Source organism: Reyranella sp. (genome assembly GCF_004297405.1).
In the GTDB taxonomy this organism is placed as follows: Bacteria; Pseudomonadota; Alphaproteobacteria; order Reyranellales; family Reyranellaceae; genus Reyranella.
The window spans coordinates 147,618-173,822 of the sequence record NZ_SCVC01000042.1 but is presented as its reverse complement, the minus strand read 5'-3'; the positions used below and the strand labels follow the sequence as shown (position 1 = coordinate 173,822).

The following is a 26,205-nucleotide window of genomic DNA, read 5'->3' as shown; positions in this document are numbered from 1 at the left end:
ACACTATATCGGCGGGATGACCGCCACGACCGATGCGGCGCCGCTTGCGGCGTCGGCCAGCATCGAGCGCCGATACTATGCGGCGATGGCGGTGCCGTTTGCGGTCGATGTGATTTCAGACGCGATCTACGCGCTGATTCACCAGGCTCCTGAAATCCTGTTCCCGACTCTGGTGATCGCCTCCTGCTTTTTGCTGGTGGGCGTCGGCTTGGGTGCCTGGTGGCTGATCCGTCCGGTCATGCGGTTCGTCTCGGGCGAGACCAGGTTCGGACAGATCGAATCGCAACTCGCCCGCTTGCCCTACAATTCAGCCATCGTCGTGGGGGTGCTCTACACTCCCATGCTGGCAATGCGCGTGCTCTCTCATCAGCTCGGCATCTCCTTCGGCGCCACGTTGGAGCCGGCACAGCTGACAGACGCCATCGCCACAATCGTGGTCGGTGCCCTATTCAATGTCGTGCTGACCTATTTCGTCGTCAGTGCCTACTTCGACCGTTTGTGCGAACACCTGTTTCGGATACACGGCGTCAACATGGCGACATTTCACGGCCGGTTTCGCAACAAGGTCGCGCTGGCCATGGTGTTCTTGTCGTTTTCCGGCCTGATCCTGCTGGCCGCCGACATTGCCAGCTATTCGGGCGCGCGGTTGATACGCGAGGCCACGTCCGACATCGCCCTCACCCTGACCGGTGCCGCCTTCGTCTATTATTGGATTTCCCAGGCGCTGACCCGGCCGATCGATCGCCTCGATGGCGGCCTGCGGCGGGTCGCCGAGGACGACTACACCGTGCGCCTGCCCGTCACGACCAATGACGAGCTCGGCCATGCCGCCAGCCGCTTCAATCAGATGGTCGAAGGCCTCGCCGAGCGGGAGTATCTGCGCGATACCTTTGGCAAATACGTGAGTGAGAGCGTGGCGACCGCGATCCTCGGCAACAGCGGACGCAGCGGCCGCACCGTGGATACGACCGCCGAAGCCACGCTGATGTTCACCGACATCGAAGGCTTTACCGGTCTCTCGGAGGGGGCCACGCCGACAGAGATCGCGGCGCTGCTCAACACCTATCTCGGCACCGTCGTACCGGTGATCCAGCGTCATGGCGGCGTTGTGAACAATTTCATCGGCGACGGGTTGTTCGCGAGCTTCAACTTGCCCCTGCCGATCGCCAATCATGCCGCTGCCGCCGTGAACGCGGCTATCGAGATCCAGCAAGCCCTTGCGGCCGCCCCCTTCGCCGGCAAGGCCGGACTGCGGACCCGCATCGGCATCAATACTGGACCGGTGATCGGCGTCACGATCGGCACTGAAAACCGACTGAATTACACGTTGCTGGGCGATGCGGTGAACGTCGCCTCACGCATCGAACAGCTCAACAAGAAGTTCGGCACGACGATCCTGGCGGCCGAGAGTACGGTGCTCGCGGCCGGCGCCGTCGAAGGCTGCGAGCGGCTGGGTGTCACGGACGTGCGCGGCCATCGTGGCGACGTCGTTGTCTATCGTGTGGGGCCTCCGGCATGAGCGACACCTCGACCGCATCTTCTTCGGCGTCTTCTTCCGGCATCATTCCGGCCACGCCTGCACAGGTAGCCGCGATCAGCCGCCGCTATTTCTGGATGGCGACGTCGGTGTTCTTCCTCGACCTGTCAATCGTCACGATCTACGCCGTCATCGCCAACACCTGGCGCAACTATCCGATCGTCGTGGGATTCGGCGCCCTCATGCTGGTCGGCATCAACTTCCTCGCCATCTCCCGGCTCTTTCAGCCGGTTCGGCGTTATCTCAACGGCGAGATTCCCTTCGACGAAGTGCAGCGACGGCTGACGCAGCTCCCTCTGCTGACGGCGCAGCGGGTGTTCGCACTCACCTTCATCACCTGGGCCGTCCGCCTCTCCTCGCCGTTGTGGGCCGGCCCCACGGCCTCGAACATTCCGGTGCCGGCGATTGCCGACTTCATCGCGACCTGTGCCGTGCTGATGGTGCTCTACTTCACCTTCACCTACTTCGTCGTCAGCGATTATCTCTCGCAGCTCTGCACCTTCATCTTCCGGCATCAGGGCCGCAATCTCGGCCTGTTCTTTGGCCGCTACAGGAACAAGTTGGTAGTCGCGCTGGTCGTCATCTCGATCGGCCCCTTGGCGGCTATTCTGGTCGATCTCTTTTCCTACCAGGGCGATCGCCAGCAAATGGAGATCCTTGTCGACGTCGCTTCGGCCGTCGTCGGTGTCTCGATATCAGCCTTCTACATCAGCCGCTCGCTGCTACGGCCGCTGCGCACCCTCTCTCAAGCCATGACCAAGGTAAGCAAGGGCGACCTCAGCCAGCGCATCCCTGTCACCTCGAACGACGAGGTGGGCGAGCTCACCGGTCAATTCAACAACATGATCGAAGGCTTGCGGGAGCGGGAGCGCATTCGCGAGACCTTCGGCCGCTACGTTGATGAAAGTGTCGCCGCCACCATCCTGCGGCGCGAAGGCGCTGGTGTCCTGGCTGGCGAGACGCGCGATGCGACGATCCTGTTCAGCGACATCGAAGGCTTCACGACGATTGCTGAGCACCTGCCGCCAGACCAGCTCGTGATCGCCCTGAACGAATATCTCCAGACGGTACTGGCGCCCATCCGCGCTCACGGCGGCGTGGTCAATACCTTCATTGGTGACGGCTTGTTCGCGTCCTTCAACATGCCGTTGGCCTGCGATGGCCACGCCTCGGCGGCCGTGCGGGCTGCCCTCGATATCCAGCGCGCGGTCGGCAGCCGCACCTTCGGCGACGTCGGCATGTCGTTCGCAACGCGCATCGGCATCAGCACCGGCGGCGTGATCGGCGGTTCGGTCGGCGCCGGCCAGCGTATGAGCTTCACTTTGCTGGGCGATACGGTGAACCTTGCCGCACGGCTCGAGGAACTGAACAAGCAACACGGCACGCGGATCCTGGTTTCCGAAAGCACCCGCTCGAACTGCAACGGGGAATTTTCTTTCAGCCCCTTGGGCAGTGTGGTCGTTCGCGGTCGCAGCGAACCTGTGGCGATCTTCAGCATCGATCCCAGCGGCACGAGAGGCTATTCCTCACCGCGCCTTGCAAATGCCTGACCTCGCTGGAGATCGATTTATGTCTTCCCCTGCTTCGCTGCCCGCCAGCCGTTTCCCCCTTCCTGCTCTGGCCGACCTGCCTGCCGACATTCGAGAGCGGATCGTCGCCGTTCAGGAGAAGTCCGGCTTCATTCCCAACGTGTTCCTCGCCCTGGCGCACCGGCCGGACGAGTTCCGGGCCTTCTTTGCCTATCACGACGCGCTGATGGACAAGCCCGGCAACCTGACCAAGGCCGAGCGCGAGATGATCGTCGTGGCGACGAGCAACGCCAACCAGTGCCAGTATTGCGTCATCGCGCACGGCGCCATCCTGCGTATCCGGGCGAAGAACCCATTGATCGCCGATCAGGTCGCCATCAACTATCGCAAGGCCGACATCACGCCGCGCCAGACCGCCATGCTAGACTTCGCCATGAAGGTGTCGTTCGAGGCCTATGCCGTGGGCGACGACGATTTCGCCACCCTGGCCAAGCACGGCTTCAACGACGATGACGTGTGGGACATTGCGGCGATTGCTTCGTTCTTCGCGCTGTCCAATCGTATGGCGAACGTCACCCGGATGCGTCCGAACGACGAGTTCTATACGCTGGGCCGCTAGTCACTTCTTGCAAAGGCTGCTGCGATGAACGCGTCCGGACTGTCGCCCGATCAGGTGAAACTGCAGGCTCGTGCCCGCGAGCTGGCATCAGGTCCCGTCTCGAAGCGAGCGGCGGAGGTCGATCGTACCGAGCAGTATCCCTGGGATAATGTCGATCTGCTGAAAGACGCCAAGCTGATCGGCATGACCATTCCGCAGCAATATGGCGGCCAGGGCAAAGGTTGGCTCGACGCGGTACTGGCGATCGAGGCACTGTCCGCTTCCTGCGCCGTCACCGGCCGCATTGCTGTCGAGACCAACATGGGCGCGATCAGCGCGGTGATGGCCTATGGCTCGGAAGAGCAGAAGAAGATGGCAGCCGACATGGTGCTGTCGGGCGACAAGCCGGCGATCTGCATCACCGAGCCGGAGGCCGGCTCCGACGCCAACGGCATGACCACGCGCGCCGACAAGAAGGGCAATCGCTACGTCCTGAACGGCCGCAAGCACTGGATCACCGGCGGCGGCGTCTCGCGCCTTCATCTGATCTTCGCCAAGGTCTACGACGAGAAAGGCACGTTCGAGGGCATCGGCGGCTTTCTCGCCATCCGCGACGAGACCAAGGGACTCAAGATCACCAAGCGCGAGCCGACCATGGGTCTGCGTGGCATCCCCGAAGCGGTCATCGACTTCGAGGACATGGATGTCCCGCCCTCCTCGCTGGTGATCCCGCCGCGCGGCCTCAAGAAGGGCTTCGCCGACCTGATGAACGCCTACAACAGCCAGCGCGTTGGCGCGGCGACCGTGGCGTTGGGCATCGCCCAAGGGGCCTATCAGCTCGCGCTCGACTGGTCGGAAAAGCGCCAGCAGTTCGGCCGGCCGATCAACGAGTTCCAGGGCCTGCAGTGGAAGCTCGCCGACATGTCGATCAAGCTCTCGGCAGCACAGGCGCTGGTCTACAACGCCGCCCGCTCGGGCGAAGGGGGCTTTCCCGACATGCTGATGGCAGCCCAGGCCAAGGTCTTCACCTCGGAAAGCGCCATCCAGGTCGTGAACGAGGCGCTGCAGTTCTTCGGCGCCCGAGGCTATTCGCGTGAGTTGCCGCTAGAACGCATGGCCCGCGACGTGCGCATGTTCACCATTGGCGGCGGCACCGCCGAGGTGCTGCGCAATGTCGTGGCGGGCGCGCTGCTCAAGAAGAAGCTGCCGCAGACGCGGGACGGCTGGGGCAAGGAGTAAGCCTTCCGGCGGCGCGTCATTTCAACGTCGTCGTCGTGGCCACCCACTTGTCACCCTGTTTGGCATAGCGCACGCGCTTGCGTTCGTTGCCCTGATCGCCGGACTTCAAACAGGTAGCCGTGAGCGCCGAGGCGCTCTCCCAGGCCAGCTGGCACTCGCCCAGGCCGCAGGGAATCGTGGTCTCGATCTCGGCCTTCACGCCATCTCCTGTGGGTCGCAGGATGGCGAGATTGTCCTTGCCGTTCAGCAGATCGCAGACGCCATAGGCGAAGCGCGCCTTGTCCGGTGACCAGACCGGCGGACCGGGAAGATCGATCAGCTTGCCGGTCTTGCGCATCACCAGCGTGAAGAGGTGATCTTCATAGAACACGGTGCGCACGAGGTGGAACGCACCATTCTCGTCGTAGTGCTCATAGACGTAGAAATACATCTCGTCGCCGAACGGACAGTCGGTGAGCGTCACCACCTTGCCGCCGGTGACGGCTATGTAGAGCTTGTCCAGATTCCGCCAGACGTCGCGGTTGTTCACCCAGCGCGTCTTCTCCTCGGCCCAGTTCTTCTGGTTAGCGGGCGGTGTATGGCTGGCCCAGTCGCGCCACGTCTCGACCTCATTCCAATTCTTGGGCACGCAGGTGGGCGGAAGTTTGCCCGTATCGTCGGCCAGCGCGAGGGCGGGCGATAGCATCGCGACGGCGAAAAGACAAATCCAGCGGATCAACATTCCCACCCTCTTACATCGGGTGCTTCAGCATAGTCTCGAGGCTCACCGAACGCAGCGTCGCTTCGGCAATCTCGTCGATCTCCGTCAGCACGCGCTGCAGGGCACCGCCGATCTCGGTGTCTTCACCTGGCTCCTTGGCGCGGCTGCCGGGGGCTGGCTCGAACAGCGCCACGATGTCCATCAGGGTCGTGCGGCGGCGATTGCCGATGAAGCGGTAGCCGCCGGCCGCACCGCGCCCGCCCTGCACCAGGCCCGCGGTCGCAAGCGTGCGCAGGACTTTGGCCAGGTGATGCGACGAAACACCGAACCGTTCGGCAAGGTCGGCGGCCGAAAGCGTGCGTTCGGGATCGCGAGCCAGTTCGAGCGTCGCGTAGAGACCAAGCCGCGTCGCCGTCTGCAGCTTCACGGCAATTCCATATCGAGCTGCAGCGACGGTCCGGCGACCATGCCCTGTGCACGGAAGAAGGAGAGGATCAGATGGTCCTTGCGGTCGACCAGGGTGCGCAGCCGCGTTACGCCGGCCTGCCGGAAGCGCGCCGCCAGCGCCTCGAACAACGCGGTACCCACGCCCTTCAGCCGGGTCTTGGGATCGACCTGGATTGCGAACACCCAGCCCGCCGCCGGCTGGCCGAACTCCCAGGCCCGGACCTCGCCGGCGATAAACCCAGCCAAGGCTCCGCGATCGCTCTCCGCCACCAGGAAATGGCGCTCCGGGGCCAGCATATCCTGCCAGTAGGCCGGCTTGGAAAAGCCGGTCAGCCGCTCGTCCAGAGCGGAAATTGCCGACAAATCAGAGGCTTGAGCGGGGCGGATCGCAACCATATCTGGGGGAGAAGAATGCTCTTGCGGCGAGGAAAGTAAATAGGTATTTCAGTACCGAATTACAGAAATAGGGAACGCCATGGCCGACACAGCGCCCATCGATTTCCGGACCGAGCCCAGCCGCTATCGCCACTGGAAGCTCGCCCTCGAAAACGGCGTCGCCTACCTCACCATGGACGTGAACGAGGATGGTGGGCTGAAGCCCGGCTACAAGCTGAAGCTCAACTCCTACGACCTCGGCGTTGACATCGAGTTGGCCGACGCGGTGCAGCGGCTGCGCTTCGAGCATCCCGAGATCGGCGCCGTCGTCATCCGCTCCCAGCGCGACCGCATCTTCTGCTCCGGCGCCAACATCAACATGCTTGGCCTGTCCACCCACGACCACAAAGTGAACTTCTGCAAGTTCACCAACGAGACACGGCTCGCCATCGAGGACGCCAGCATCCACTCCGGCCAGACCTACATCTGCTCCATCAACGGCATCGCCGCCGGCGGTGGCTACGAGCTGGCACTGGCCTGCGAGCAGATTCTGCTGGCCGACGATGGTTCGAGTGCGGTGTCGCTGCCCGAGTTACCGCTGCTCGCGGTGTTGCCGGGCACCGGCGGCCTGACCCGCCTGGTCGACAAGCGTCTGGTGCGCCGCGATCACGCCGACTTCTTCTGCACCACGGCGGAAGGCCTGCGCGGCAAGCGCGCCAAGGAATGGCGACTGGTCGACCGACTGGTGCCGCCCTCCAAGCTGGTCGACGAGACGAAGAAGACGGCCGAAGACGTCGCGGCCAAATCGTCTCGCCCGAAGGACGCCAAGGGCATCGCCCTGCCCGCCGTCGAACGCAGCATCGAAGGCGATACGATTCGCTACGGCCATCTTACGGTCGAGATCGATCGCGAAGGCCGGTCGGCCAAGCTGCGCGTCAACGGCCCCGCCACTGCACCACCGGCCGATGCTGCCGCAATCCACGCCCAGGGCGCTGCCTTCTGGCCGCTGGCGCTGGCCCGCGACCTCGACGACGCGATGATGCATCTGCGCCTCAACGAGACCGAGATCGGCACCTGGGTGCTGCAGAGCCAGGGCGATGCCGCACTGGTCGAAGCCTACGACGCGCTGCTGGCCAAGGAGGCGTCGAACTGGCTTGTGCGCGAGATCGTGCTCTACTGGAAGCGCACCCTGAAGCGGTTGGATGTCAGTTCGCGCAGCCTGATCGCGCTGGTCGAGCCCGGCTCCTGCTTCACCGGTACGCTGTTCGAACTCGTGCTGGCGGCCGACCGCTCCTACATGCTGGACGGCGTGTTCGACGGCTCGAACCTGCCTGCCGCCACGATCCGGCTCACCTCGATGAATTTCGGTCCTTATCCGATGGGCAACGGCCTGACGCGGCTCGCGACGCGCTTCCTGGCCGAGCCAGCCCACGTCGACGAACTCGAGGAGGCGATCGGCGAGGCGTTGGACGCCGAAGCTGCCGACGAGGCTGGCCTCGTCACCTTCACGCCCGACGATATCGACTGGGAGGACGAGGTGCGGCTGGCCGTCGAGGAACGTGCCGGCTTCTCGCCCGACGGCTTGATCGGCATGGAAGCGAACCTGCGCTTCCCCGGCCCCGAGACGATGGAGACCAAGATCTTCGCCCGCCTCTCGGCCTGGCAGAACTGGATATTCCAGCGGCCCAACGCCACCGGCCCCGAGGGCGCGCTGAAGCTTTACGGCACGGGCAAGCAGAGCAAGTACGACCGCAAGCGCGCCTGAACGACGCGCGCAAGGAGGACACCATGGCCATCGACTACAGCCAGCTCATCCCCAACAACGTCGACCTCTCGAGTGACCGCCGCCTGCAGCGCGCGCTGGAGAATTGGCAGCCGCGCTTCCTCGACTGGTGGAAGGACATGGGGCCGGACGGCACCTCCGCCTTCGACGTCTATCTGCGTACGGCGATCTCCACCGACGCCAATGGCTGGGCCAACTTCGGCTACGTGAAGATGCCGGAGTATCGCTGGGGCATCTTCCTGGCCGAGCGCGACCAGAACCGCCAGATCGCCTTCGGCGACAACAAGGGCAAGCCTGCCTGGCAGGACGTGCCCGGCGAACACCGTTCGACCCTGCGCCGCCTGATCGTCACCCAGGGTGACACCGAGCCGGCATCGGTCGAACAGCAACGGCTGCTCGGCAAGACCGCGCCCTCGCTCTACGACCTGCGCAACCTCTTCCAGATCAACGTCGAGGAAGGCCGTCACCTCTGGGCGATGGTCTACCTGCTGCACGCCTACTTCGGTCGCGACGGCCGTGAAGAAGCCGAGGCGATGCTGGAGCGGCATTCGGGTGACCCCGACAAGCCGCGCATCCTCGGCGCCTTCAACGAGGAGACGCCGGACTGGCTCTCCTTCTTTATGTTCACCTTCTTCACCGACCGCGACGGCAAGTATCAGCTCGCCTCGCTGGCCGAATCGGGCTTCGATCCGCTGGCGCGCTCCTGCCGCTTCATGCTGACCGAGGAAGCGCACCACATGTTCGTGGGCGAGACCGGCGTCGGCCGCATCATCCAGCGCACCTGCGAGTTGATGAAGGAGCACAAGACAGACGACGTCCGCGCGCTCGGCGCCATCGACCTGCCGACCATGCAGAAGTATCTCAACTTCCACTTCTCGGTGTCGCTCGATCTGTTCGGTCAGGAAGCCTCGACCAACGCCGCCAACTACTACACCCAGGGTGTGAAGGGCCGGTACCTCGAGACGCGCATCGGCGACGACCATCTGCTGGTCAACGACACCTACGAGATCGAGACCATCGAAGACGGCCGCATCGTGAAGAAGGCCGTGCCGGCGCTGCAGGCGCTGAACGAACGGCTGCGCCAGGACTATATCGAAGACTGCGCCCGGGGCGTGGTGCGCTGGAACAAGGCCATCGAGAAGGCCGGCATCAACTTCGAGATGAAGCTGCCGCACCGCGGCTTCGACCGCCGTATCGGCGCCTTTGCGGGCCAGCGCGTCTCGCCCGACGGCAAGCTGCTCTCCGAGGCCGAGTGGAAGGCCAACGAAAGCAAGTGGCTGCCGACCGACGAAGACCGCGCCTATATCACGTCGCTGATGGGCCCGGCCGTCACGCAGCCTGGCAAGTTCGCCCACTGGATTGCCCCGCCCGCGCGCGGCATCAACAACCAGGCGGCAGACTTCGAGTATGTAAGGTTCAATTAGGGACTGTCTTCCAGACGACGCTCAAGGTTCATCTTCCGGTCAACGTTCCTCAAGACTCCGGTTGCTACGACTCGCTCGAGGCGGCGGCATGTCGCCGCCCGAGCGAAGGGGTAGCAGCATGGAAAACAAGGCTCTCTCGGATACGGCCGCCGGTATCTTCCGACTGCGGAAGGATGACCCGCACATGACCGACAGCGTCATCGTCGACGTGCACGACGAGACGTACACCACCCTCACCACCGTCGAGGTCCGCAGCGGCGCCGTCGTCCTGCATTGCCTCACGTCCTTGGAACACCTCGAGGAAGAAGAAACCGAAGAGGAAGAGGACGCAGACGAGGCTTCTGACGAGTCCGAAGAAGAAGAAGAAGAAGAGGATGAGGAAGAAGACGAAGACGAAGAGAGTGAAGATGCTCCGAAGGGCAAGACCTACACGGTCGCCAGTGGCAACAGCGTGAGCGTGCGGGCGATTGCCGTTCGACTGGAACCGCTCGGCATGGAAACCGCCGAAGGCACCTATCGCGTGCAGATGATGCGGTCGGCCGACTAATAGTCCAGCGGAGTGGGAAGCGCCCCATTTCCGCCGGAATCCGCCGTTTTTGCACAGGAAACTTCCCTGTGGCCCCGGCGTTATCTGGGTCACAGGAAAGGAGACAGGTAATGCGCAAGCTCAGCATTGCCATCGTGCTCGGCAGCGTCCTCGTGGCGGCGCCGTTTTCTGCAGCGATGAGCCAGAGTAACAATCCCGAGTATGCGGTGTTCGTCGACCGCAGCGGCAACAAGCCGTTGACCGCCAGTGCGAAGGATACGGTTCGCAAGGCCATTACGGCGTCGAAGTCGCGGGCCATTCAGATCCAGGGCCGCGCCGATTATGCCGAAGCCGTGAAGAACGAACTGGTGCTTCAGGGCGTGTCGCCTGACCGAATCAGCGTTCGCCCGGTCGTGGCCAAGCCACTCCAGAAGGCGGGCGATGGCATGAGCGATCCGACCGACCGCAAGGTCGTCATCAGCTTCTAGTTGCTAGCTAAAATACCGGACGCCGTCATCGCGTGGGCGGCGTCCGCGACGGTGGCGTAGACCAGCTCATCGCCATCCGGGAGCGGTGGCAAGCCACGTTCGATATCGCGTCTCACCCGATCCCGCAGGTTTCCGAATGCCAAACGGATGCTGCGTTCGCGCAAGTCGCGTTCCAGCTCGATCAACATGTCGATGGCCGTCAGTTCGATATCGTGAATGGCGCTGGAGTCGACGACGACAGCCTTCACCCCAGGTGTTGCTTCGACCAACGACTCGATGCGTTCACGAAAGAGGTTGCAGTTGGCGAAGAAAAGCGGCGCGGAGAAGCGATAGACCAGCAATCCAGGTTGAGTCGTGGCGTCAGGGCGGTGCGCGATATCGTGCCAGCTTCCGCTTGTCGTACGCCCGAGTACGGCGTCGGGCGGAAAGGCCAGGGCGCGCAGCAGCAGGACAAGCGCGAACACGACACCGATCAGAATGCCTTCCATGATCCCCAGCACGATCACACCGACGAGTGTCACCAGCGCGGCGGCGAGGCTGATGCCGCGGAAACGCCAGAGCCGTCTGAATTCGCCGAAGTCGCAGAGTGTCCAGGCCGAGGCCATTAGCACACCACCCAATGCCGCCGAGGGCAGATAGCGAAGCAGGCCCGCCAGCCACAGCATTACGCCAACCACGACGGCTCCGGCGACGATGCAAGTGACCTGCGTGCGACCGCCGGAGGCTTCGGCGACTGCCGTACGCGAGTCGCTGGCGCTGATCGGCAAGCCCTGAGTCACGCCCGAGGCGAGATTGGCCACGCCGATGCCGATCAGTTCCTGGTTGGCATCGATCCGGTAGCCATTGCGCGTTGCGAAGGCGCGGGCCGTGACCATCGTGTCGGAGAAGGAGAGCATTGCCGTCACAAGCGCGATCGGCAGCAGGTCTTCGAAATCGGCGAGCGTCAGTACCGGCAGCGAGAGAGCCGGCAATCCGGTCGGAATGTGTCCGACCACGGCAACGCCCAACCGATCGGCGCCGACGAGACCAACGATCAGGCCCGAAACGAGGAGCGCCACGACAGCCCCCGGTACACGCCGCAGATAGCGGCGGCAGAGCAGGATGACGGCGAAACAGCCGCCACCGATCGCCAGTGAGACGGGATTTGTGTCGCCGAGGCGCTGTACCAGCGAGACGGCCTGATCGAGCGTCGTCTCGCCTTCCGACTTCACGCCCAGCACCTTGGGCAACTGCGCGATTGCAATGACCAGCGCCAATCCGTGCATGAAGCCCACGATCACTGGCTTGGAAAGGAAGTCGGCCACGAAGCCCAGGCGCAACACGCCACCCAGAATGCAGAGCAGCCCCACCAACACGCCGAGCCAGGCGGCGAGCAGTGCCAGCCGGCCGCCATCTCCCAGGGCCAATGGCACCAGAGTAACGGCAACGATGGCCGACATTGCGGTATCCGGCCCGACAACGAGCTGGCGGGAACTGCCAAACAGGGCATAGGCCAGCAACGGCAGCATGCTGCCGTAGAGCCCGGCGAGCGGCATGCCGGCCATTTCGCCATAGGCCAGGCCCACCGGGACCAGCACGGCCCCCAACGTCAGGCCGGCCGCCAGATCATGCGGCAGGAACGACGGCTGATAGGCCCGGAGCGCTGCCAGTCCGGGCATCCAGCGCATGATCGACATGTCGGTTTCTCCCCCCGGCGGTACCGTATGACATCGGGCCGCCAGTTGGGCTACAGGAAGCCATGGCTCTCCCTCCTGGCATCGCCTTTTCGCCCGACCACAAGGTCTCCCTGCCCTCGAGGTTCAACGTCGCCGTGCCGTTCATCGACCGGCATCTCGGCGAGGGCCGTGGCGCCAAAGCCGCGATTCGGACGCGCCAGGAAACCGTGACCTATGCCGAGCTGGCCGAGCGGGTGAACCGCGCCGGCAATGCGCTGCTGGCGGCAGGACTCGGGCCGAGCGACCGGCTGCTGATGGTGGTGAAGGACTGTCCGGCGTTCTTCTATCTGTTCTGGGGAGCCATCAAGGCCGGCATCGTGCCGGTGCCTCCCAACACGCTGCTGCGCGCCGACGACTATGCCTACATGGTCGAGGATTCTGGCTGCCGGCTCGTCGTCTATTCGAGCGAGTTCGCGGGCGAGATCGAGCCGGCGCTGAAGCAGCTCGGCGCGAAGGCGCCTCGTGCGATGACCGTCGATGCCTTCATCGCGGAGATGGCCAAGGCATCGCCGGCGCTCGACGCGCGTCCTGCGGCGCCGACCGACGATTGCTTCTGGCTCTACTCCTCCGGGTCTACCGGCCGGCCGAAGGGCGCCGTGCATGCGCAGCGCGACATGGTCGTGACCAGCGAACTCTATGGTGTGCGCGTACTGGGTGTGACCGACCAGGACATCTGCTATTCCGCCGCCAAGCTCTTCTTTGCCTACGGTCAGGGCAATGCCATGACCTTCCCGCTCTGGGTTGGCGGCACGGCCGTGCTCGACGACCGGCGCCCGACGCCGGACACGACCTTCGAGATGATCGAGACCTTCAAGCCGACCATCTACTATGGCGTCCCTACGCTCTATGCTGCCCAACTCGCAGCGCTGGAAAACAAGTCGCGCGATCTTTCCTCGGTGCGCGCCTGCGTGTCGGCGGGCGAGGCGCTGCCGGCCGACATGTTCCGTCGCTGGCAGGAGAAGACCGGCACGGTGATCCTCGACGGGATCGGCTCGACCGAGGCACTGCATATCTTCGTCGGCAACCGGCTGGGCGATTATCGGCCGGGCACCAGCGGCAAGCCGGTGCCAGGCTACGAGGTGCGCATCCTCGACGAGAACGGCGCCGCCGTCGCACAGGGTGAAAGCGGCCGGCTGTGGATCCGCTCCGAATCGACCGCGAAGTACTACTGGAACAAGCCGGAGAAGACTGCCGAGACCATGGTCGACGGCTGGCTGAACACCGGCGACACCTACCGGCAGGACGATGCCGGTTTCTTCATCTACGAAGGCCGCAGCGACGACATGCTGAAGGTGGGCGGCATCTGGTGTTCGCCGGTCGAGATCGAGAACTGCCTGGTCGGACATCCGGCAGTGCTCGAAGCCGCGGTAGTGGGCCACGCCGACGACGAAGCGCTGATCAAGCCCAAGGCCATCGTGGTCCTGAAGCAGCTAGGATCTGGTGACGCGGCGTTGACCGACGCGCTGATGGCCCATTGCAAGAAGACATTGGCGCCCTACAAATATCCGCGCTGGGTCGAGTACGTTCCGGAGCTGCCCAAGACGGCGACCGGCAAGATCCAGCGCTTCAAGCTCAGGTCGTAGGACATCCTCGATGGTGATCCGCAGGTTCGAGGCGAAAGACCTCGATGCTTGCTATGCGATCTCGCTGGCGACGGGCTTTGCAGGGGGCGATGCCTCGCACCTTTATCGCGATCCGCGCCTGATGGGGCACATCTACATTGCGCCCTATGCGCTGCTGGAGCCCGCCCTGACTTTCGTCGTCGAAGACCACGAAGGAGTCGCGGGCTTCGTTGCCGGCACCGAAGACACCGCCACCTGGGAGGACAGGCTGGAACAAGACTGGTGGCCGTCTCTACGCAAGACCTATGCCGACACCTCGGATGTGCCACCGTCTTCTCGAACGCCGGATCAACGACGGGCGTACATGATCCACCATCCAACGCGAACCCCCTCGACCGTGGTCGCAAGGTATCCGGCGCATCTTCATATGAATCTTCTGCCGCGCCTGCATCGCCGCGGCATTGGCTCCAAACTGTTCGAGACTTGGCGCGCTGCCGCCACGGCGCGCCGCATGACTGCATTCCATGTCGGCGTGAACAAAGAGAACACGCGAGCGATTCCGTTCTGGCGGTCGCTCGCTTTCGAAGAACTTACTCTCGACGACGTGCCAGAAGGCCGCACGCTCTGGATGGGTCGTGACAGTTGAGCTGCTCCGAGATCAACAAAACGTCATCGGCAGTAGCGCGCCACTTTTTTGACGAGCTCTGACGTAAGTGTCGGCCGCGCATGAGCATTGAAGGGATCAGATCGGCGGGTTGGCCGATTGCCCGGCTGCTGCCGGTTCTGCTCGTCGGCCTCGTCTTTCTGGCGATGATGCCGATCATCGGCGTTGCCTACTATGCGGCGCAGAGCAACTACGAGGCGTCAGCGCGGGAGCGTAACGAGGTCATGGTCAATCTCGTCACGCGCCGCCTCCACGCCCATCTCGACGCGATCAAATCCCAGCTCACCTATATCGGTGACGCCATCAGCCGGGGCGAGATCGATTTCGACAATCGCGAACAATGGTCAGCCTTCGCGGTAGGTACACTGGCAGCGGCACCTCAGGCCGTCACCTTCGTCGTCCTGCCCGTCGACGGGCAACCGTCGACCTTCGCGCGAGCCGATCGACGCATGCTTCCGGAGCGTCGCGAGAACATCCCCGGGGCCGATCAGCTCCTGGAGCGCGCCCGGACGATGGAGGGGCCGGGTTGGGGCAAGCCCATCTGGTCCGATGTGCTGGGAGAAACAATTCTGCCGATCATCGTGCCGATCCGCCTGCACGGTGAATTTCGCGGCCTCGTGGGTGCAGCGATCAGGGCTACCGATCTCTCTCGCTTCCTGGTCAATCTCCAGCTTCCCGACGAGCGCACGCCGTTCATCCTGTTCGACCACGACAAGGTCCTGGCGCACCCCTTCCTTGCGCAGCCCGAGGGCATTGCCCTGCAACGTGCCCGCGGACGGGCCTCCACCTTGGCGGAGGTCGGGGACCCGGTGCTGGCGTCGATATGGGCACCCGACCAACGGGAAATCGACTGGACCAACGACCGGATACCTTTCAAGGCGCACTGGAACTGGGTCAACGACAACAGCTTCGGCTGGTTTTATCGCCAGGTCGGCGACTACGTGCCCGCTGATCTGACCGTCGGCTATTACGCGCCTGGCCGGGAGTCAGCCTGGGCACGCTGGATCGTACGCGGCATCCTGATCGCCGGCGCGTTGCTCATGCTGCTCACCGCTATCGTCGCAGTGCTGCTGGGTCGACGGCTGGCCCGTCCCATCCTCGCCCTGGCCGATGCGGCCCGCTCCGTCGAACGGCTGGAATTCGACAAGATGCCGGAGCTTGGCAGCAGCCGTGTGCGCGAACTCAGCCTCGCCAATCGCGCTTTCGAGCGCATGGCGCGAGGGCTCCGGCTCTCGGCCACGTACCTGCCGCGTGCCCTGGTGGCCCACCTCACGGCACAGACCGGTGCTTTGCCGGTGAGCGAGGATCGCGTCATCACCGTGATGTTCTGCGATCTCGAAGGCTACTCCGCCTACTCCAATGGCCGTCCGGCGACGGAGGCGGCATCCTACCTGAACGACCTGCTGGCCTGCGTCGGCCCTGCCATCGAGGCCCATGGCGGCACGATCGACAAATACATTGGCGACGGGCTGATGGCGTTCTGGGGAGCACCGGAGCAGCGGTTGGACCATGGTCGGGCCGCTTGCCATGGCGCCCTCATGGTCGCGCGCGAAGTCGAGGCGTTCAATGCCGAGCGCCGGAAGCTCGGATTACATGCCTGCCGCATGCGGATCGGCCTTCACACTGGCACGGTACTGGTCGGCAATATCGGCTTTGCCGGTCGGGTCGACTACACCGCGATCGGGGAGGCCGTGAATGTCGCCTTCCGCCTGGAACAGTTCGGCCGGAACGTTCCGGAGCCGGACGAGGTGCGGATCGTGGTGAGCGCGAGCTGCCGACAGGCCGCGCAGACCGGATTTGACTGGATGCCGCTCGATGGCGGCCCCGTCGGCGTCGCCACCGAAGACGCCCTGCCCCTTTCCCTGCTGCGAGGTCCCGCAGCGGTTCAATAAGCCGTTGTTGCTAGCAGGGTTTTCCGCTTCTATAGCGCCCAAGGAAATTGGGGTTCCACAGGGAGAACTAGCGTGAAAAGCAAATTGTTTGGCACCGCAACAATTGCGGCGCTGGCGACCGTTGCCGCCGGCACCCTGCCGGCGATGGCCCAGAGCCCGATCAAGATCGGGTTCGTCAGCACCTTCTCCGGCCCTCAGGCCGCGATCGGCGAAGACATGCGCCGCTCGGTCGAACTCGCCAAGGAGCATCTCGGCGGCAAGATGGGCGGCAAGCCCTTCGAGATCGTCTACGAGGACGACCAGTTCAAGCCCGACGTGGGCAAGCAGAAGTCCGAGAAGCTCGTCCAGCAGGACAAGGTGAACTTCGTCACGGGTTACATCTGGTCGAACGTGCTGCTGGCCTCGCTCAAGACGGTGACCGACGAGGGCGACACGATCCTGATCTCGGCCAATGCCGGGCCGTCGCAGATCGCGGGCGACCTCTGCAACAAGAACTTCTTCTCGACCTCGTGGCAGAACGACCAGACGCCGATGGCGATGGGCGAATACCTGCAGAGCAAGGGCGTGAAGAGCCTCTACCTGATGGCGGGCAACTACGCGGCGGGCAAGGACATGCTCGCGGGCGTGAAGCGCACCTTCAAGGGGCAGATCATTGGTGAGGACCTCACCAAGTGGCCGGACCAGCTCGACTTCTCCGCCGAGCTCGCCAAGATCCGCGCCGCCAAGCCGGATGGCATCTTCATCTTCTACCCCGGCGCGCATGGCGTGCAGTTCCTGACGCAGTATGCGCAGGCAGGCCTCAAAGGCCAGATCCCGCTCTATCAGGTGTTCTCGATCGACGCGATCACGCTGCCGCTGCAGAAGGAGCTGGCGCTCGGCACCCTGGGTGCGCAGGAGTGGGTGAACGACCTGCCGAACGACGCCAACAAGAAGTACGTCGCCGACTTCAAGAAGAAGCACGGCGTCTACCCGTCCTACTACGGTGCGCAGAGCTACGACGCGATCATGCTGATCGCTTCTGCTGCCGAGGCCCTGAAGGGTGACCTGTCGAACAAGGACAAGGTCCGCGCCGAGATGAAGAAGGCGAACTTCAAGTCGCTGCGCGGCGACTTCAAGTACAACACCAACCAGTTCCCGATTCAGAATTTCTACATCCAGGAAGCGGTCAAGGATCCGGAAGGCATGATGACGGTGAAGACCATCGCCACCGCGATGAAGGACGCCAAGGATCCCTTCTACGAAAAGTGCCCGATGAAGTAGAGCCGGCGGGACGGTTGCGGACGGGAGCGCGCACGCCGCGCTCCCGTTTCGTTTTCAGGGGATGAATTAGGGGACATGGACTATCTGCTGCTCCAGATGCTGAACGGCGTGCAGCTCGGCTTGCTGATGTTCCTGCTCGCCGCCGGGCTGACCTTGACCTTTGGCATCATGGATCTCGTCAATCTGGCGCACGGCTCGCTCTACATGATGGGCGCCTACATCGCCTGGACGATGATCAGCTGGACCGATTCCTTCGTCCTGGGGGCGCTGCTGGCACTGCCGGTCATCTTCGTCCTGGGACTCGTCGTCGAAGCAGTCGTGGCACGGCGGCTCTATGTTCGCAGCCACCTCGACCAGGTGCTGGCGACCTTCGGTCTGATCCTCTTCTTCAACGAACTGGTGCGCGTGATCTGGGGACCGGCCGGCAAGAGCATCGCCGTACCCGCCTTCCTGAACCGCACGGTCGAGATCCTTCCCGGCGTGCCCTACCCCGCTTATCGCTTCGCCATCATCGTCGTGGGGGCGGCGGTCGCCGTCCTGCTGGCCTGGCTAGTCGCACGCACGCGACTCGGCATGCTGATCCGTGCCGGCGCCTCCAACCGGCGCATGATCGGCGCCCTAGGCGTGAACATCGAACTACTGTTCAGCCTGGTGTTCGGCCTGGGTGCGGTGTTCGCTGGTCTGGCGGGGCTGATGGCTGCCCCCATCACCTCGGTGAAGATCGGCATGGGCGACGACATCCTGATCCTCGCCTTCGTCATCATCGTCATTGGCGGCATCGGATCGATCAAGGGCGCCTTCATCGCCGCAATGGTGGTGGGACAGATCGACATCGTCGGCCGCGCCTTCCTGCCCGATCTTCTGAAGACCTTCCTGAGCGCCAGCGCCGCCTCGAGCGCCGCCCCGGCGATCTCGCAGGTGCTGGTCTACGTCGTGATGGCGGGCGTGCTGGTCTGGCGGCCGACTGGCCTGTTCGGGCAGCGGACGTGAGCCCCGCCTCGTGATCGCCGCCTTGCGTACACCGCGTGGGCTCATCACCGCGCTCGTCCTGCTGGTGCTGGCGGTGCTGCCGCTGCTGACCCAGGCTTTCGACCAGCGCTACCTGTTGTCGATCGGCACGCGCATCGTCATCTGGTCGATCGCCGCCGTCAGCCTCAACATGATCTTGGGATACGGCGGCCTGGTGAGCTTCGGCCATGCCGTCTTCTTCGGCATCGGCGGCTATGCCGTCGGCATCCTGTCGGCGCATGGCGTATCGAGCGGCTGGATCCAGTGGCCCGTGGCGCTGATCGCGGCCACGCTATGGGCCGCCCTGATCGGCGCCCTGTCGCTGAGGACACGCGGCCTCTACTTCATCATGATCACCTTGGCCTTTGCGCAGCTCGTCTACTATGTCGGCGGCGGCCTCGAAGCCTACGGCGCCGACGACGGGCTCAACATCAGCCGCAGCCGCTTTCCCGGCCTGATCGATCTGCGCGACAAGGCGACCTTCTATTGGCTCTGCTTCGCGGCTCTCTGCGGCACCTTGTGGTTCTGCAGCCGCTTCGCCAACTCGCGGTTTGGCCACGTGATCCGCGGCGCCAAGTCGAACGACCTGCGCATGACGGCGCTGGGCTTTCCAGTGTTCCGTTATCGGCTCGTAGCCTTCACCCTCTCCGGCACATTTGGCGGGCTGGCCGGCATCCTGCTGGCCAACGAAGGCGCCTACATCTCGCCCGCGATGATGTCGTGGGTGAAGTCGGGCGACCTCATCGTCATCGTCGTACTCGGCGGCATGGGCACGCTGTTCGGCCCACTGTTCGGCACCATTGCCTTCTTCGTCCTCGAAGAGTCGCTGCCGCCGCTGCTCAATCTCTTCGCCAAGGGCTGGGGCGAGTACTGGCAGATCGTATTCGGCCCCATGCTGATCCTGATTGCGCTCTATGCACGCGGCGGCATCGATTCGCTGTTCGGGCAGCGCTCATGACCACCCTCGCGACCCAACCGTTGCTCAGCACCGACCGCCTCGTGAAGCGCTTCGGCGGCCTGCTCGCCACCGACAATGTTTCGATCGACGTCGTGCCCGGCGAAATCCATGCCCTGATCGGCCCCAACGGTGCCGGCAAGACAACCTTGGTCGGTCAACTCACCGGCAACGTCACGCCCGACTCGGGCACGATCCGGTTCGCGGGCCAGGACATCACGCGCCTGCCGACGCACAAGCGCGTGCATCTCGGTCTGGCGCGCTCCTTCCAGATCACTTCGGTGCTGCGGGAGTTCACCGCGCTGGAGAACGTGGCGCTGGCCGTGCAGGCCCATGTCGGTCACTCCTTCCGCTTCCTGGCGGATGCACGGAACGACGAAAGCCTGCGCGGTCCTGCCCGCCGCGGGCTTGAAGAAGTAGGCCTCGGGGACCGTGCGAACACGCTGGCCGCGGCCCTGAGCCACGGCGAGCAGCGCCAGCTCGAAATCGCCATGGCCTTGGCGGGCGATCCGTCGCTGCTGTTGCTCGACGAGCCAATGGCCGGCATGGGCGTCGAAGAAAGCCAGCGCATGATCGGCTTCCTGCGGGCGCTGAAGAGCAAGCGTGCGATGCTGCTGATTGAGCACGACATGGACGCCGTCTTCCAGCTCGCCGACCGCATCACCGTGCTGGTCTATGGCCGCGCCATCGCCAGCGGCACGCCGGCCGAGATCCGCGCCAACAAGGATGTGCGCCAGGCCTATCTCGGCGACGATGGGATGGTCGCCTGATGCTCCGGGTCCGCGACCTCGAAGCCTTCTACGGCCCCAGCCAGGCCCTGTTCGGAATGGAGCTCGGCATCGATGCAGGTGAGGTTGTGACCCTGATGGGCCGCAACGGCATGGGCAAGACCACCACCGTGCACGCCATCATGGGCCTGATGCCGGCGCGGCGCGGTGTCGTCGAGTTCGAAGGCCAGCGCGTCGACCAGTTCCCGTCGTTCCGTATTGCCCGCCTGGGTTTCGGCCTGGTGCCGGAGGGCCGGCAGATCTTCCCCAACCTTTCGGTCCGCGAGAACCTGATCGCAGCCAGCGCCAACCGCACCGGCCGGCCGAGCCCGTGGACGATCGAGCGCGTCTACGAATTCTTCCCGCGGCTTGGTGAGCGCCAGCGCAACATGGGCAACCAGCTCTCGGGCGGCGAACAGCAGATGCTGGCAATCGGCCGTGCACTAATGACCAACCCCAAGCTGTTGATCCTGGACGAAGCGACCGAAGGGTTGGCACCGCTGATCCGGCAGGAAATCTGGTCCTGCCTCGGCCGGCTGAAGGGCGAAGGTCAGGCGATCCTGGTGATCGACAAGAATGTCGGCGCCCTGATCGCTCTCGCCGACCGCCATCACATCGTGGAAAAAGGCCGCGTCGTTTGGAGCGGAACGTCGCAGGCGCTGGCCGGCGACAGGGACTTGCAGCATAGGTATTTAGGCGTCTGATTCTTCTGGAGTTGCCGATGCGTCTGCTCGCTCTCGCCTCGTTGTTCGTTCCCTCGCTACTCGCGTTTAGCGCCGCGCCGGCGTCCGCGCAGGGCTCGGTCAACGTGTACAACTGGTCGGACTATATCGCCGAAGACCAGCTGAAGGACTTCGCCAAGAACACGGGCATCAAGGTCAATTACACGACCTACGACTCCAATGAAATTCTCGACGCCAAGCTCAAGACCGGCAAGTCGGGCTACGACGTCGTCGTGCCGACGGCCTCGCCCTTCTTCGTGCGCCAGCTCCAGGCCAACCTGTTCACCACGCTAGATCGCTCCAAGCTCAAGAACTGGAACAATCTCGATCCCGAGATCATGGCGGCACTCGCCAAATACGATCCCGGCAATGCCCATGGCATCCCCTGGATGTGGGGCACGACGGGCATCGGCTACAACGTCGCCGAGATCAAGAAGCGCATGCCGGATGCGCCGGTCGATTCGCTCCGAATGATCTTCGATCCAGCGGTCGTGTCGAAATTCAAGGATTGCGGCGTGATGCTGCTCGATAGCGCCACCGATGTGTTGCCGGCCGCCCTGAAGTATCTCGGCCTTGATCCAGACTCCAAGAAGCCGGAGGACCTCGCCAAGGCCGCCGACGTGGTGAAGGCAGTGCGCCCCTTCATCTCCAAGTTCCATTCGTCGGAGTACATCAACGCGCTCGCGGGCGGGAATATCTGCCTGGCTTTCGGCTTTTCCGGCGACATCTTCCAGGCGCGCGATCGCGCCGCCAAGGCGGCCGACAAGCGCGAGATCGCCTATGCCATTCCCAAGGAAGGCTCGCTGCTCTGGATCGATGTCGCTGGCATTCCGAAGGATGCGCCGAACCTCGCCAACGCCTACGCCTTCCTCGATTTCATGCTGGAGCCCAAGGTCGCGGCCGCGTCGAGCGAGGTCACGGGCTTTGCCAATGCCAACAAGGCGGCCTTCACGCTGCTGCCCAAGGATGTCTCGGGCAATCCGCTGATCTATCCGCCGGCTGACGTTCGGGCGAAATTCTATACGATCACGGCCGGTACTGCCGATCAGTTGCGTGAGCGCACGCGTTTGTGGACTGCCATCAAGACAGGTCGATGAATTGCACGCTGGGCCTATTGCTGACTCCATCGTTCGTATCGAAGGACTGACCAAGCGCTTCGGCGCCATCACCGCCGTCGACGGTGTCGATCTCGAGATCCGGCGCGGCGAACTCTTCGCCCTGCTGGGCGGCTCGGGCTGCGGCAAGACCACCCTGCTGCGCATGCTGGCGGGCTTCGAGGTGCCGGACGGCGGCCGCATCGTCATCGATGGCCAGGACATGACCGGCGTCCCGCCGCACCTGCGGCCGGTCAACATGATGTTCCAGTCCTATGCCCTCTTCCCGCACATGGATGTGGCGACGAACGTGGGCTACGGGCTGCGCCGCGAGGGTGTGCGTGCGCCGGAAATCGCCACGCGCGTCGCCGAGGCATTGGAGCAGGTGAAACTCGCCGACCATGCCGGACGGCGGCCGGCCCAGCTCTCCGGCGGTCAGCGCCAGCGCGTGGCGCTCGCCCGCGCGCTGGTGAAGCGCCCCAAGCTGCTGCTGCTCGACGAACCGCTGGCCGCCCTCGACCGCAAGCTGCGCGAGGGCACGCGCTTCGAACTGGTGCGCCTGCAGGAACAGCTTGGCCTCACCTTCGTGATGGTGACGCACGACCAGGAAGAAGCGATGTCCATGGCGACGCGGCTCGCCGTCATGAACACCGGCCGCGTCGCCCAGGTCGGCACGCCCCACGAGATCTACGAGCGGCCGGCCTCGCGCTTCGTCGCCGATTTCATCGGCATCGCCAACATCCTCGAAGCCGACGGCGGATGGCTGGCGTTGCGGCCAGAGAAGATCACCCTGTCTGCCAACCGGCCCGACGCCGCGAACACGGTCGCCGGCAAGATCCTCGATATCGCCTATGAAGGCGACCGCTCGCTCTATCGCATCGTCACCGAGGGCAACGGCACGATGGTGGTCTCCACCACCAATATCGACCGCACGCAGCCAGCCTCCTTCGCCCGCGGCCAGAGAGTGTGGCTCGGCTGGTCGGCCGACGCCGGGCATCGCGTGAGCGAATGAGCGCCTAGACCATGCGCTACGCCATCGCGCTTCCCTTCCTCTGGCTCGCAGTCTTCTTCCTGCTGCCGTTCGCGTTGGTGCTGGCAATCGCGCTCGGCACCAATGCACCCGACGTCGCGCCGCCGGTCGAGCTGGGCTTCAGCCTCAAGAACTTCGCCCTGTTGTTCTCCGACGATCTCTATGTCGCGGCCTGGCTGTCGTCGCTGCGCATCGCGGCGACGTCGACCCTGATCGCGCTGCTCCTCGGCTATCCCATGGCCTACGCCATCGCGCGCGCGCGGCCCGAGCGGCGGCCCTTGCTGCTGATGCTGGTCGTGCTGCCTTTCTGGACGTCGTTCCTGATCCGCATCTATGCCTGGATGGGTCTGCTGGCGAAGAACGGTCTGATCGACCAGTTCCTGCGCTGGAGCGGCATCGCTGAGAATCCCGGCAGCATCCTCGGCACGGAATGGGCAGTGCATCTCGGCATCGTCTACGCCTACCTGCCCTTCATGGTGTTGCCGCTCTACGCGACCCTGGAGAAGCTCGACACCAGTCTGCTGGAAGCCGCAGCCGATCTCGGCGCCAGGCCGTTGACCGCCTTCCTCACCATCACCCTGCCGCTGTCGCTGCCCGGCATCGTCGCCGGCTGCCTGCTGGTCTTCATCCCCTCGATTGGCGAATTCGTCATTCCCGACCTGCTGGGCGGCACCGAGACGCTGATGATCGGCAAGGTCCTGTGGGACGAGTTCTTCACCAATGCCGACTGGCCCCTGGCCTCGGCTGTGGCGATCTGCCTGTTGGTGCTGCTGGTCGCTCCCATCGCCCTGTTCCAGCGCCAGCAGGCACGCAGCCTGGAGCGCCGCACATGAACGGCCGCGCCCGCTTTGCCTTCACGGCGCTCGCCTTCGGCTACGCTTTTCTCTACCTGCCAATCGTCCTGGTGATCGTCTATTCGTTCAACGAATCGCGTCTTGTCACGGTCTGGGCAGGCTTCTCCACCAAATGGTGGCAGGCACTGTTCGCCAACGAGGCGATGCTGGACGCGGCCTGGCTGTCGCTCCGCATCGCGCTGGTCAGCGCTACGGCGGCGGCCGCAATCGGCCTCGCCGCCGGCTACGCTCTCGCACGCGCGCCGTTCTTCTTTGGCCGCACCCTGTTCGGCAGTCTGGTCATCGCACCCATGGTGATGCCCGAGGTCGTGATGGGCATTTCAATGCTGTTGCTCTTCGTGGGCTCCGAGCAGGTTTTTGGCGGACCCGACCGCGGCTTCCTCACCATCGCCCTCGCCCACACGACCTTTTCCATCGCCTTCGTGGCCATCGTCGTGCAGGCGCGGCTCGCCGACTTCGATCGTTCGCTCGAAGAGGCCGCGATGGATCTCGGCGCGACGCCATGGGTGACCTTCCGTACCGTCACCCTGCCGCTGATCGCGCCGGCCGTCGGTTCCGGCTGGCTACTCGCCTTCACCTTGTCGCTGGATGACTTGATCCTGACGCAGTTCGTCGCCGGTGCGCAGTCGCAAACGCTGCCGATGCGCGTCTATTCCAGCGTGCGCCTCGGCGTCGACCCGCAGATCAATGTGCTGGCCACCATCATCGTCTGCGTGGCGGCCTGTGCATTGATCCTGTCGGGCTGGCTGACGCGACGGAAAGTTTGAGCTAAGAATCGGCGTCCTGGGAGGAAAAAATGCCGAGAACCGGAACAATCAAAGCGTCGCGACGTAACGTGCTGAAGGGGGTCGGGATGGCCACAGTCGGTGCTTCATTGCCGCCCGTCGGCGCTGCGTTTGCGCAAGGCGCACCTGCCGCCGCCAAAGGACCCAAGCTCCTCGAAATGGATGGCAAGGCCAAGCTGGCGATCCTCGGCGACAAGCCACTCGTCGCCGAAACGCAGGCCGAGCTGATGGACGACGACGTCACACCGACGGCCAAGCTCTTCATCCGTAACAACGGCCAGGTGCCCGATGTGACGGGCGATCCGAAGGCCTGGAAGATCAAGATCGATGGCGAAGTGAACACGCCACTCGAAATCAGTGTCGGTGAACTGGCGAGCCGCTTCCCCAACGTCACCTACAATCTGATGCTGGAGTGCGGTGGCAATGGCCGCTCCTTCTTCTCGCCCGAAGCGCGCGGCAATCAGTGGACCAATGGTGGCGCGGGTTGTCCACAGTGGACGGGCGTGCGCCTCGCCGATGTGTTGAAAGCCGCGGGCGTAAAATCTTCGGCCGTTTACACCGGCCACTATGGTGCCGATCCGACGCTCGCCGGCGAGACCGACAAGCCCACCATCTCGCGCGGCGTGCCGATGGCGAAGGCAATGGAGGAGCACACGCTCATCGCCTTCAAGCTGAACGGCCAGGACATCCCGCTGATCCACGGCGCCCCCGTGCGCCTCGTCGTGCCGGGCTGGCCGGCCTCGGCGTCGACCAAGTGGCTGAAGCGCATCTGGGTGCGCGACAAGGAGCATGACGGCCCCGGCATGGGCGGCTTCTCCTACCGCGTGCCGAAGACGCCGATCGTGCCCGGCAGCAAGGGCAACGAGAAGGACATGGCGATCCTCGAATCGATGCCGGTGCGGTCGGTCATCACCTTCCCGGCCGACGGTACCAAGCTCGCCGCCGGCACGCGCAAGCTCGACCTGCGCGGCCAGGCCTGGGCCGGCGACTACGACATCAAGACGGTCGACATCTCGACCGACTATGGCGTCACCTGGAAGAGCGCCAAGGTCAATCCGCCTGCCAACAAGTTCGCCTGGCAGCGTTTCACCGCGTCAATCGACCTGCCGACCGCGGGCTATTACGAAGTCTGGGCCAAGGCGACGGACAGCAAGGGCGTGACGCAGCCCTTCGCCGCCGCCAACTGGAACCCGCAAGGCTACGGGGCCAATCCGATCAACCGCATCCGGGTGCTCGTCGAATCTTGAGCCG

General features: G+C 64.2%; 25 protein-coding genes. 21 read left to right on the top strand and 4 right to left on the bottom strand.

The annotated features are described in order from the left end of the window. Positions 1-16: 16 nt before the first annotated feature. Genes EPO50_RS27000 through acdA form a run of 4 tightly spaced genes read left to right on the top strand, consistent with a single transcriptional unit; the run spans position 17 to position 4,903 of the window. The gene (locus EPO50_RS27000) at positions 17-1,519 is read left to right on the top strand and encodes an adenylate/guanylate cyclase domain-containing protein (RefSeq protein ID WP_296349388.1); all 1,503 of its coding nucleotides are present in this window, start codon (positions 17-19) and stop codon (positions 1,517-1,519) included. Next, positions 1,516-3,087, top strand: coding sequence for an adenylate/guanylate cyclase domain-containing protein (locus tag EPO50_RS26995; RefSeq protein ID WP_296349386.1), 1,572 nt, complete (start codon positions 1,516-1,518; stop codon positions 3,085-3,087). The genes EPO50_RS27000 and EPO50_RS26995 overlap by 4 nt, the downstream gene beginning before the upstream one ends. Before the next feature lie 19 nt (positions 3,088-3,106). Further along, on the top strand, positions 3,107-3,685 hold the full coding sequence (locus EPO50_RS26990; protein WP_296349384.1) for a peroxidase-related enzyme: 579 nt from the start codon (positions 3,107-3,109) through the stop codon (positions 3,683-3,685). Positions 3,686-3,709: 24 nt separating this feature from the next. Then, positions 3,710-4,903, top strand: coding sequence for a 3-sulfinopropanoyl-CoA desulfinase (acdA, locus tag EPO50_RS26985; RefSeq protein ID WP_296349382.1), 1,194 nt, complete (start codon positions 3,710-3,712; stop codon positions 4,901-4,903). Between the two features lie 16 nt (positions 4,904-4,919). Here acdA and EPO50_RS26980 read toward each other — a convergent pair whose 3' ends face one another. The 3 genes from EPO50_RS26980 to EPO50_RS26970 are packed head-to-tail and all read right to left on the bottom strand — an operon-like array spanning position 4,920 to position 6,413. Beyond that, positions 4,920-5,624 (bottom strand): hypothetical protein, encoded by a 705-nt coding sequence (locus tag EPO50_RS26980; protein WP_296349380.1) that lies wholly within the window; start codon positions 5,622-5,624, stop codon positions 4,920-4,922. A gap of 10 nt (positions 5,625-5,634) precedes the next feature. Continuing rightward, positions 5,635-6,030: an Rrf2 family transcriptional regulator gene (locus EPO50_RS26975; protein ID WP_296349379.1), complete on the bottom strand. Its 396-nt coding sequence runs from the start codon at positions 6,028-6,030 to the stop codon at positions 5,635-5,637. Next, entirely contained in the window at positions 6,027-6,413 is a 387-nt protein-coding gene (locus EPO50_RS26970) for a GNAT family N-acetyltransferase (protein WP_296349377.1), read from the bottom strand. Before EPO50_RS26970 ends, EPO50_RS26975 begins: the two co-directional genes overlap by 4 nt. A 112-nt stretch (positions 6,414-6,525) precedes the next feature. Between EPO50_RS26970 and boxC the strand changes: the two genes are divergently transcribed. From boxC to EPO50_RS26950, 4 genes are all read left to right on the top strand, one after another. After that, positions 6,526-8,190, top strand: a complete 1,665-nt coding sequence (gene boxC, locus EPO50_RS26965) for a 2,3-epoxybenzoyl-CoA dihydrolase (protein WP_296349374.1) — start codon at positions 6,526-6,528, stop codon at positions 8,188-8,190. A 23-nt stretch (positions 8,191-8,213) separates the two neighbouring features. Continuing rightward, positions 8,214-9,632 (top strand): benzoyl-CoA 2,3-epoxidase subunit BoxB, encoded by a 1,419-nt coding sequence (gene boxB / locus EPO50_RS26960; RefSeq protein ID WP_296349373.1) that lies wholly within the window; start codon positions 8,214-8,216, stop codon positions 9,630-9,632. A 184-nt stretch (positions 9,633-9,816) separates the two neighbouring features. Then, positions 9,817-10,179, top strand: a complete 363-nt coding sequence (locus EPO50_RS26955; protein ID WP_296349371.1) for a hypothetical protein — start codon at positions 9,817-9,819, stop codon at positions 10,177-10,179. A 110-nt stretch (positions 10,180-10,289) separates the two neighbouring features. Further along, the gene (locus EPO50_RS26950) at positions 10,290-10,646 is read left to right on the top strand and encodes a hypothetical protein (RefSeq protein WP_296349369.1); all 357 of its coding nucleotides are present in this window, start codon (positions 10,290-10,292) and stop codon (positions 10,644-10,646) included. Here EPO50_RS26950 and EPO50_RS26945 read toward each other — a convergent pair. Further along, positions 10,643-12,322 (bottom strand): SulP family inorganic anion transporter, encoded by a 1,680-nt coding sequence (locus tag EPO50_RS26945; protein WP_296349367.1) that lies wholly within the window; start codon positions 12,320-12,322, stop codon positions 10,643-10,645. The two genes, EPO50_RS26950 and EPO50_RS26945, sit on opposite strands and share 4 nt — an antisense overlap. A gap of 62 nt (positions 12,323-12,384) precedes the next feature. Here EPO50_RS26945 and EPO50_RS26940 point away from each other — a divergent pair, with 62 nt between their 5' ends. The 13 genes from EPO50_RS26940 (at position 12,385) to EPO50_RS26880 (ending at position 26,201) form a co-directional block, all read left to right on the top strand. Then, positions 12,385-13,944 (top strand): benzoate-CoA ligase family protein, encoded by a 1,560-nt coding sequence (locus EPO50_RS26940; protein WP_296349365.1) that lies wholly within the window; start codon positions 12,385-12,387, stop codon positions 13,942-13,944. 10 nt (positions 13,945-13,954) lie between these two features. Further along, entirely contained in the window at positions 13,955-14,569 is a 615-nt protein-coding gene (locus EPO50_RS26935; RefSeq protein WP_296349363.1) for a GNAT family N-acetyltransferase, read from the top strand. Positions 14,570-14,649: 80 nt separating this feature from the next. After that, positions 14,650-16,479 carry an adenylate/guanylate cyclase domain-containing protein gene (locus EPO50_RS26930; protein WP_296349361.1) on the top strand — a complete coding sequence of 610 codons (1,830 nt, stop codon included), beginning with the start codon at positions 14,650-14,652 and terminating at the stop codon, positions 16,477-16,479. A 144-nt stretch (positions 16,480-16,623) separates the two neighbouring features. Further along, positions 16,624-17,739, top strand: a complete 1,116-nt coding sequence (locus EPO50_RS26925) for an ABC transporter substrate-binding protein (RefSeq protein ID WP_296349677.1) — start codon at positions 16,624-16,626, stop codon at positions 17,737-17,739. A 75-nt stretch (positions 17,740-17,814) separates the two neighbouring features. Further along, a complete protein-coding gene (locus EPO50_RS26920; protein ID WP_296349359.1) occupies positions 17,815-18,729 on the top strand; it encodes a branched-chain amino acid ABC transporter permease in 915 nt (304 codons plus the stop codon). Between the two features lie 22 nt (positions 18,730-18,751). Next, the gene (locus EPO50_RS26915) at positions 18,752-19,705 is read left to right on the top strand and encodes a branched-chain amino acid ABC transporter permease (RefSeq protein ID WP_296349358.1); all 954 of its coding nucleotides are present in this window, start codon (positions 18,752-18,754) and stop codon (positions 19,703-19,705) included. After that, the gene (locus EPO50_RS26910; RefSeq protein WP_296349356.1) at positions 19,702-20,472 is read left to right on the top strand and encodes an ABC transporter ATP-binding protein; all 771 of its coding nucleotides are present in this window, start codon (positions 19,702-19,704) and stop codon (positions 20,470-20,472) included. Before EPO50_RS26915 ends, EPO50_RS26910 begins: the two co-directional genes overlap by 4 nt. Further along, complete coding sequence (locus EPO50_RS26905) at positions 20,472-21,173, top strand: ABC transporter ATP-binding protein (RefSeq protein WP_296349354.1); 702 nt, start codon at positions 20,472-20,474, stop codon at positions 21,171-21,173. Before EPO50_RS26910 ends, EPO50_RS26905 begins: the two co-directional genes overlap by 1 nt. A gap of 17 nt (positions 21,174-21,190) precedes the next feature. Then, positions 21,191-22,288, top strand: a complete 1,098-nt coding sequence (locus tag EPO50_RS26900) for a polyamine ABC transporter substrate-binding protein (protein WP_296349352.1) — start codon at positions 21,191-21,193, stop codon at positions 22,286-22,288. 1 nt (position 22,289) lies between these two features. Beyond that, entirely contained in the window at positions 22,290-23,297 is a 1,008-nt protein-coding gene (locus EPO50_RS26895; protein ID WP_296349350.1) for an ABC transporter ATP-binding protein, read from the top strand. Between the two features lie 11 nt (positions 23,298-23,308). Further along, positions 23,309-24,148 (top strand): ABC transporter permease, encoded by an 840-nt coding sequence (locus EPO50_RS26890; RefSeq protein WP_296349348.1) that lies wholly within the window; start codon positions 23,309-23,311, stop codon positions 24,146-24,148. After that, positions 24,145-24,936, top strand: a complete 792-nt coding sequence (locus tag EPO50_RS26885; protein WP_296349346.1) for an ABC transporter permease — start codon at positions 24,145-24,147, stop codon at positions 24,934-24,936. Before EPO50_RS26890 ends, EPO50_RS26885 begins: the two co-directional genes overlap by 4 nt. A gap of 86 nt (positions 24,937-25,022) precedes the next feature. After that, positions 25,023-26,201, top strand: coding sequence for a sulfite oxidase (locus EPO50_RS26880; RefSeq protein ID WP_296349344.1), 1,179 nt, complete (start codon positions 25,023-25,025; stop codon positions 26,199-26,201). The last annotated feature ends 4 nt before the right edge of the window (positions 26,202-26,205 follow it).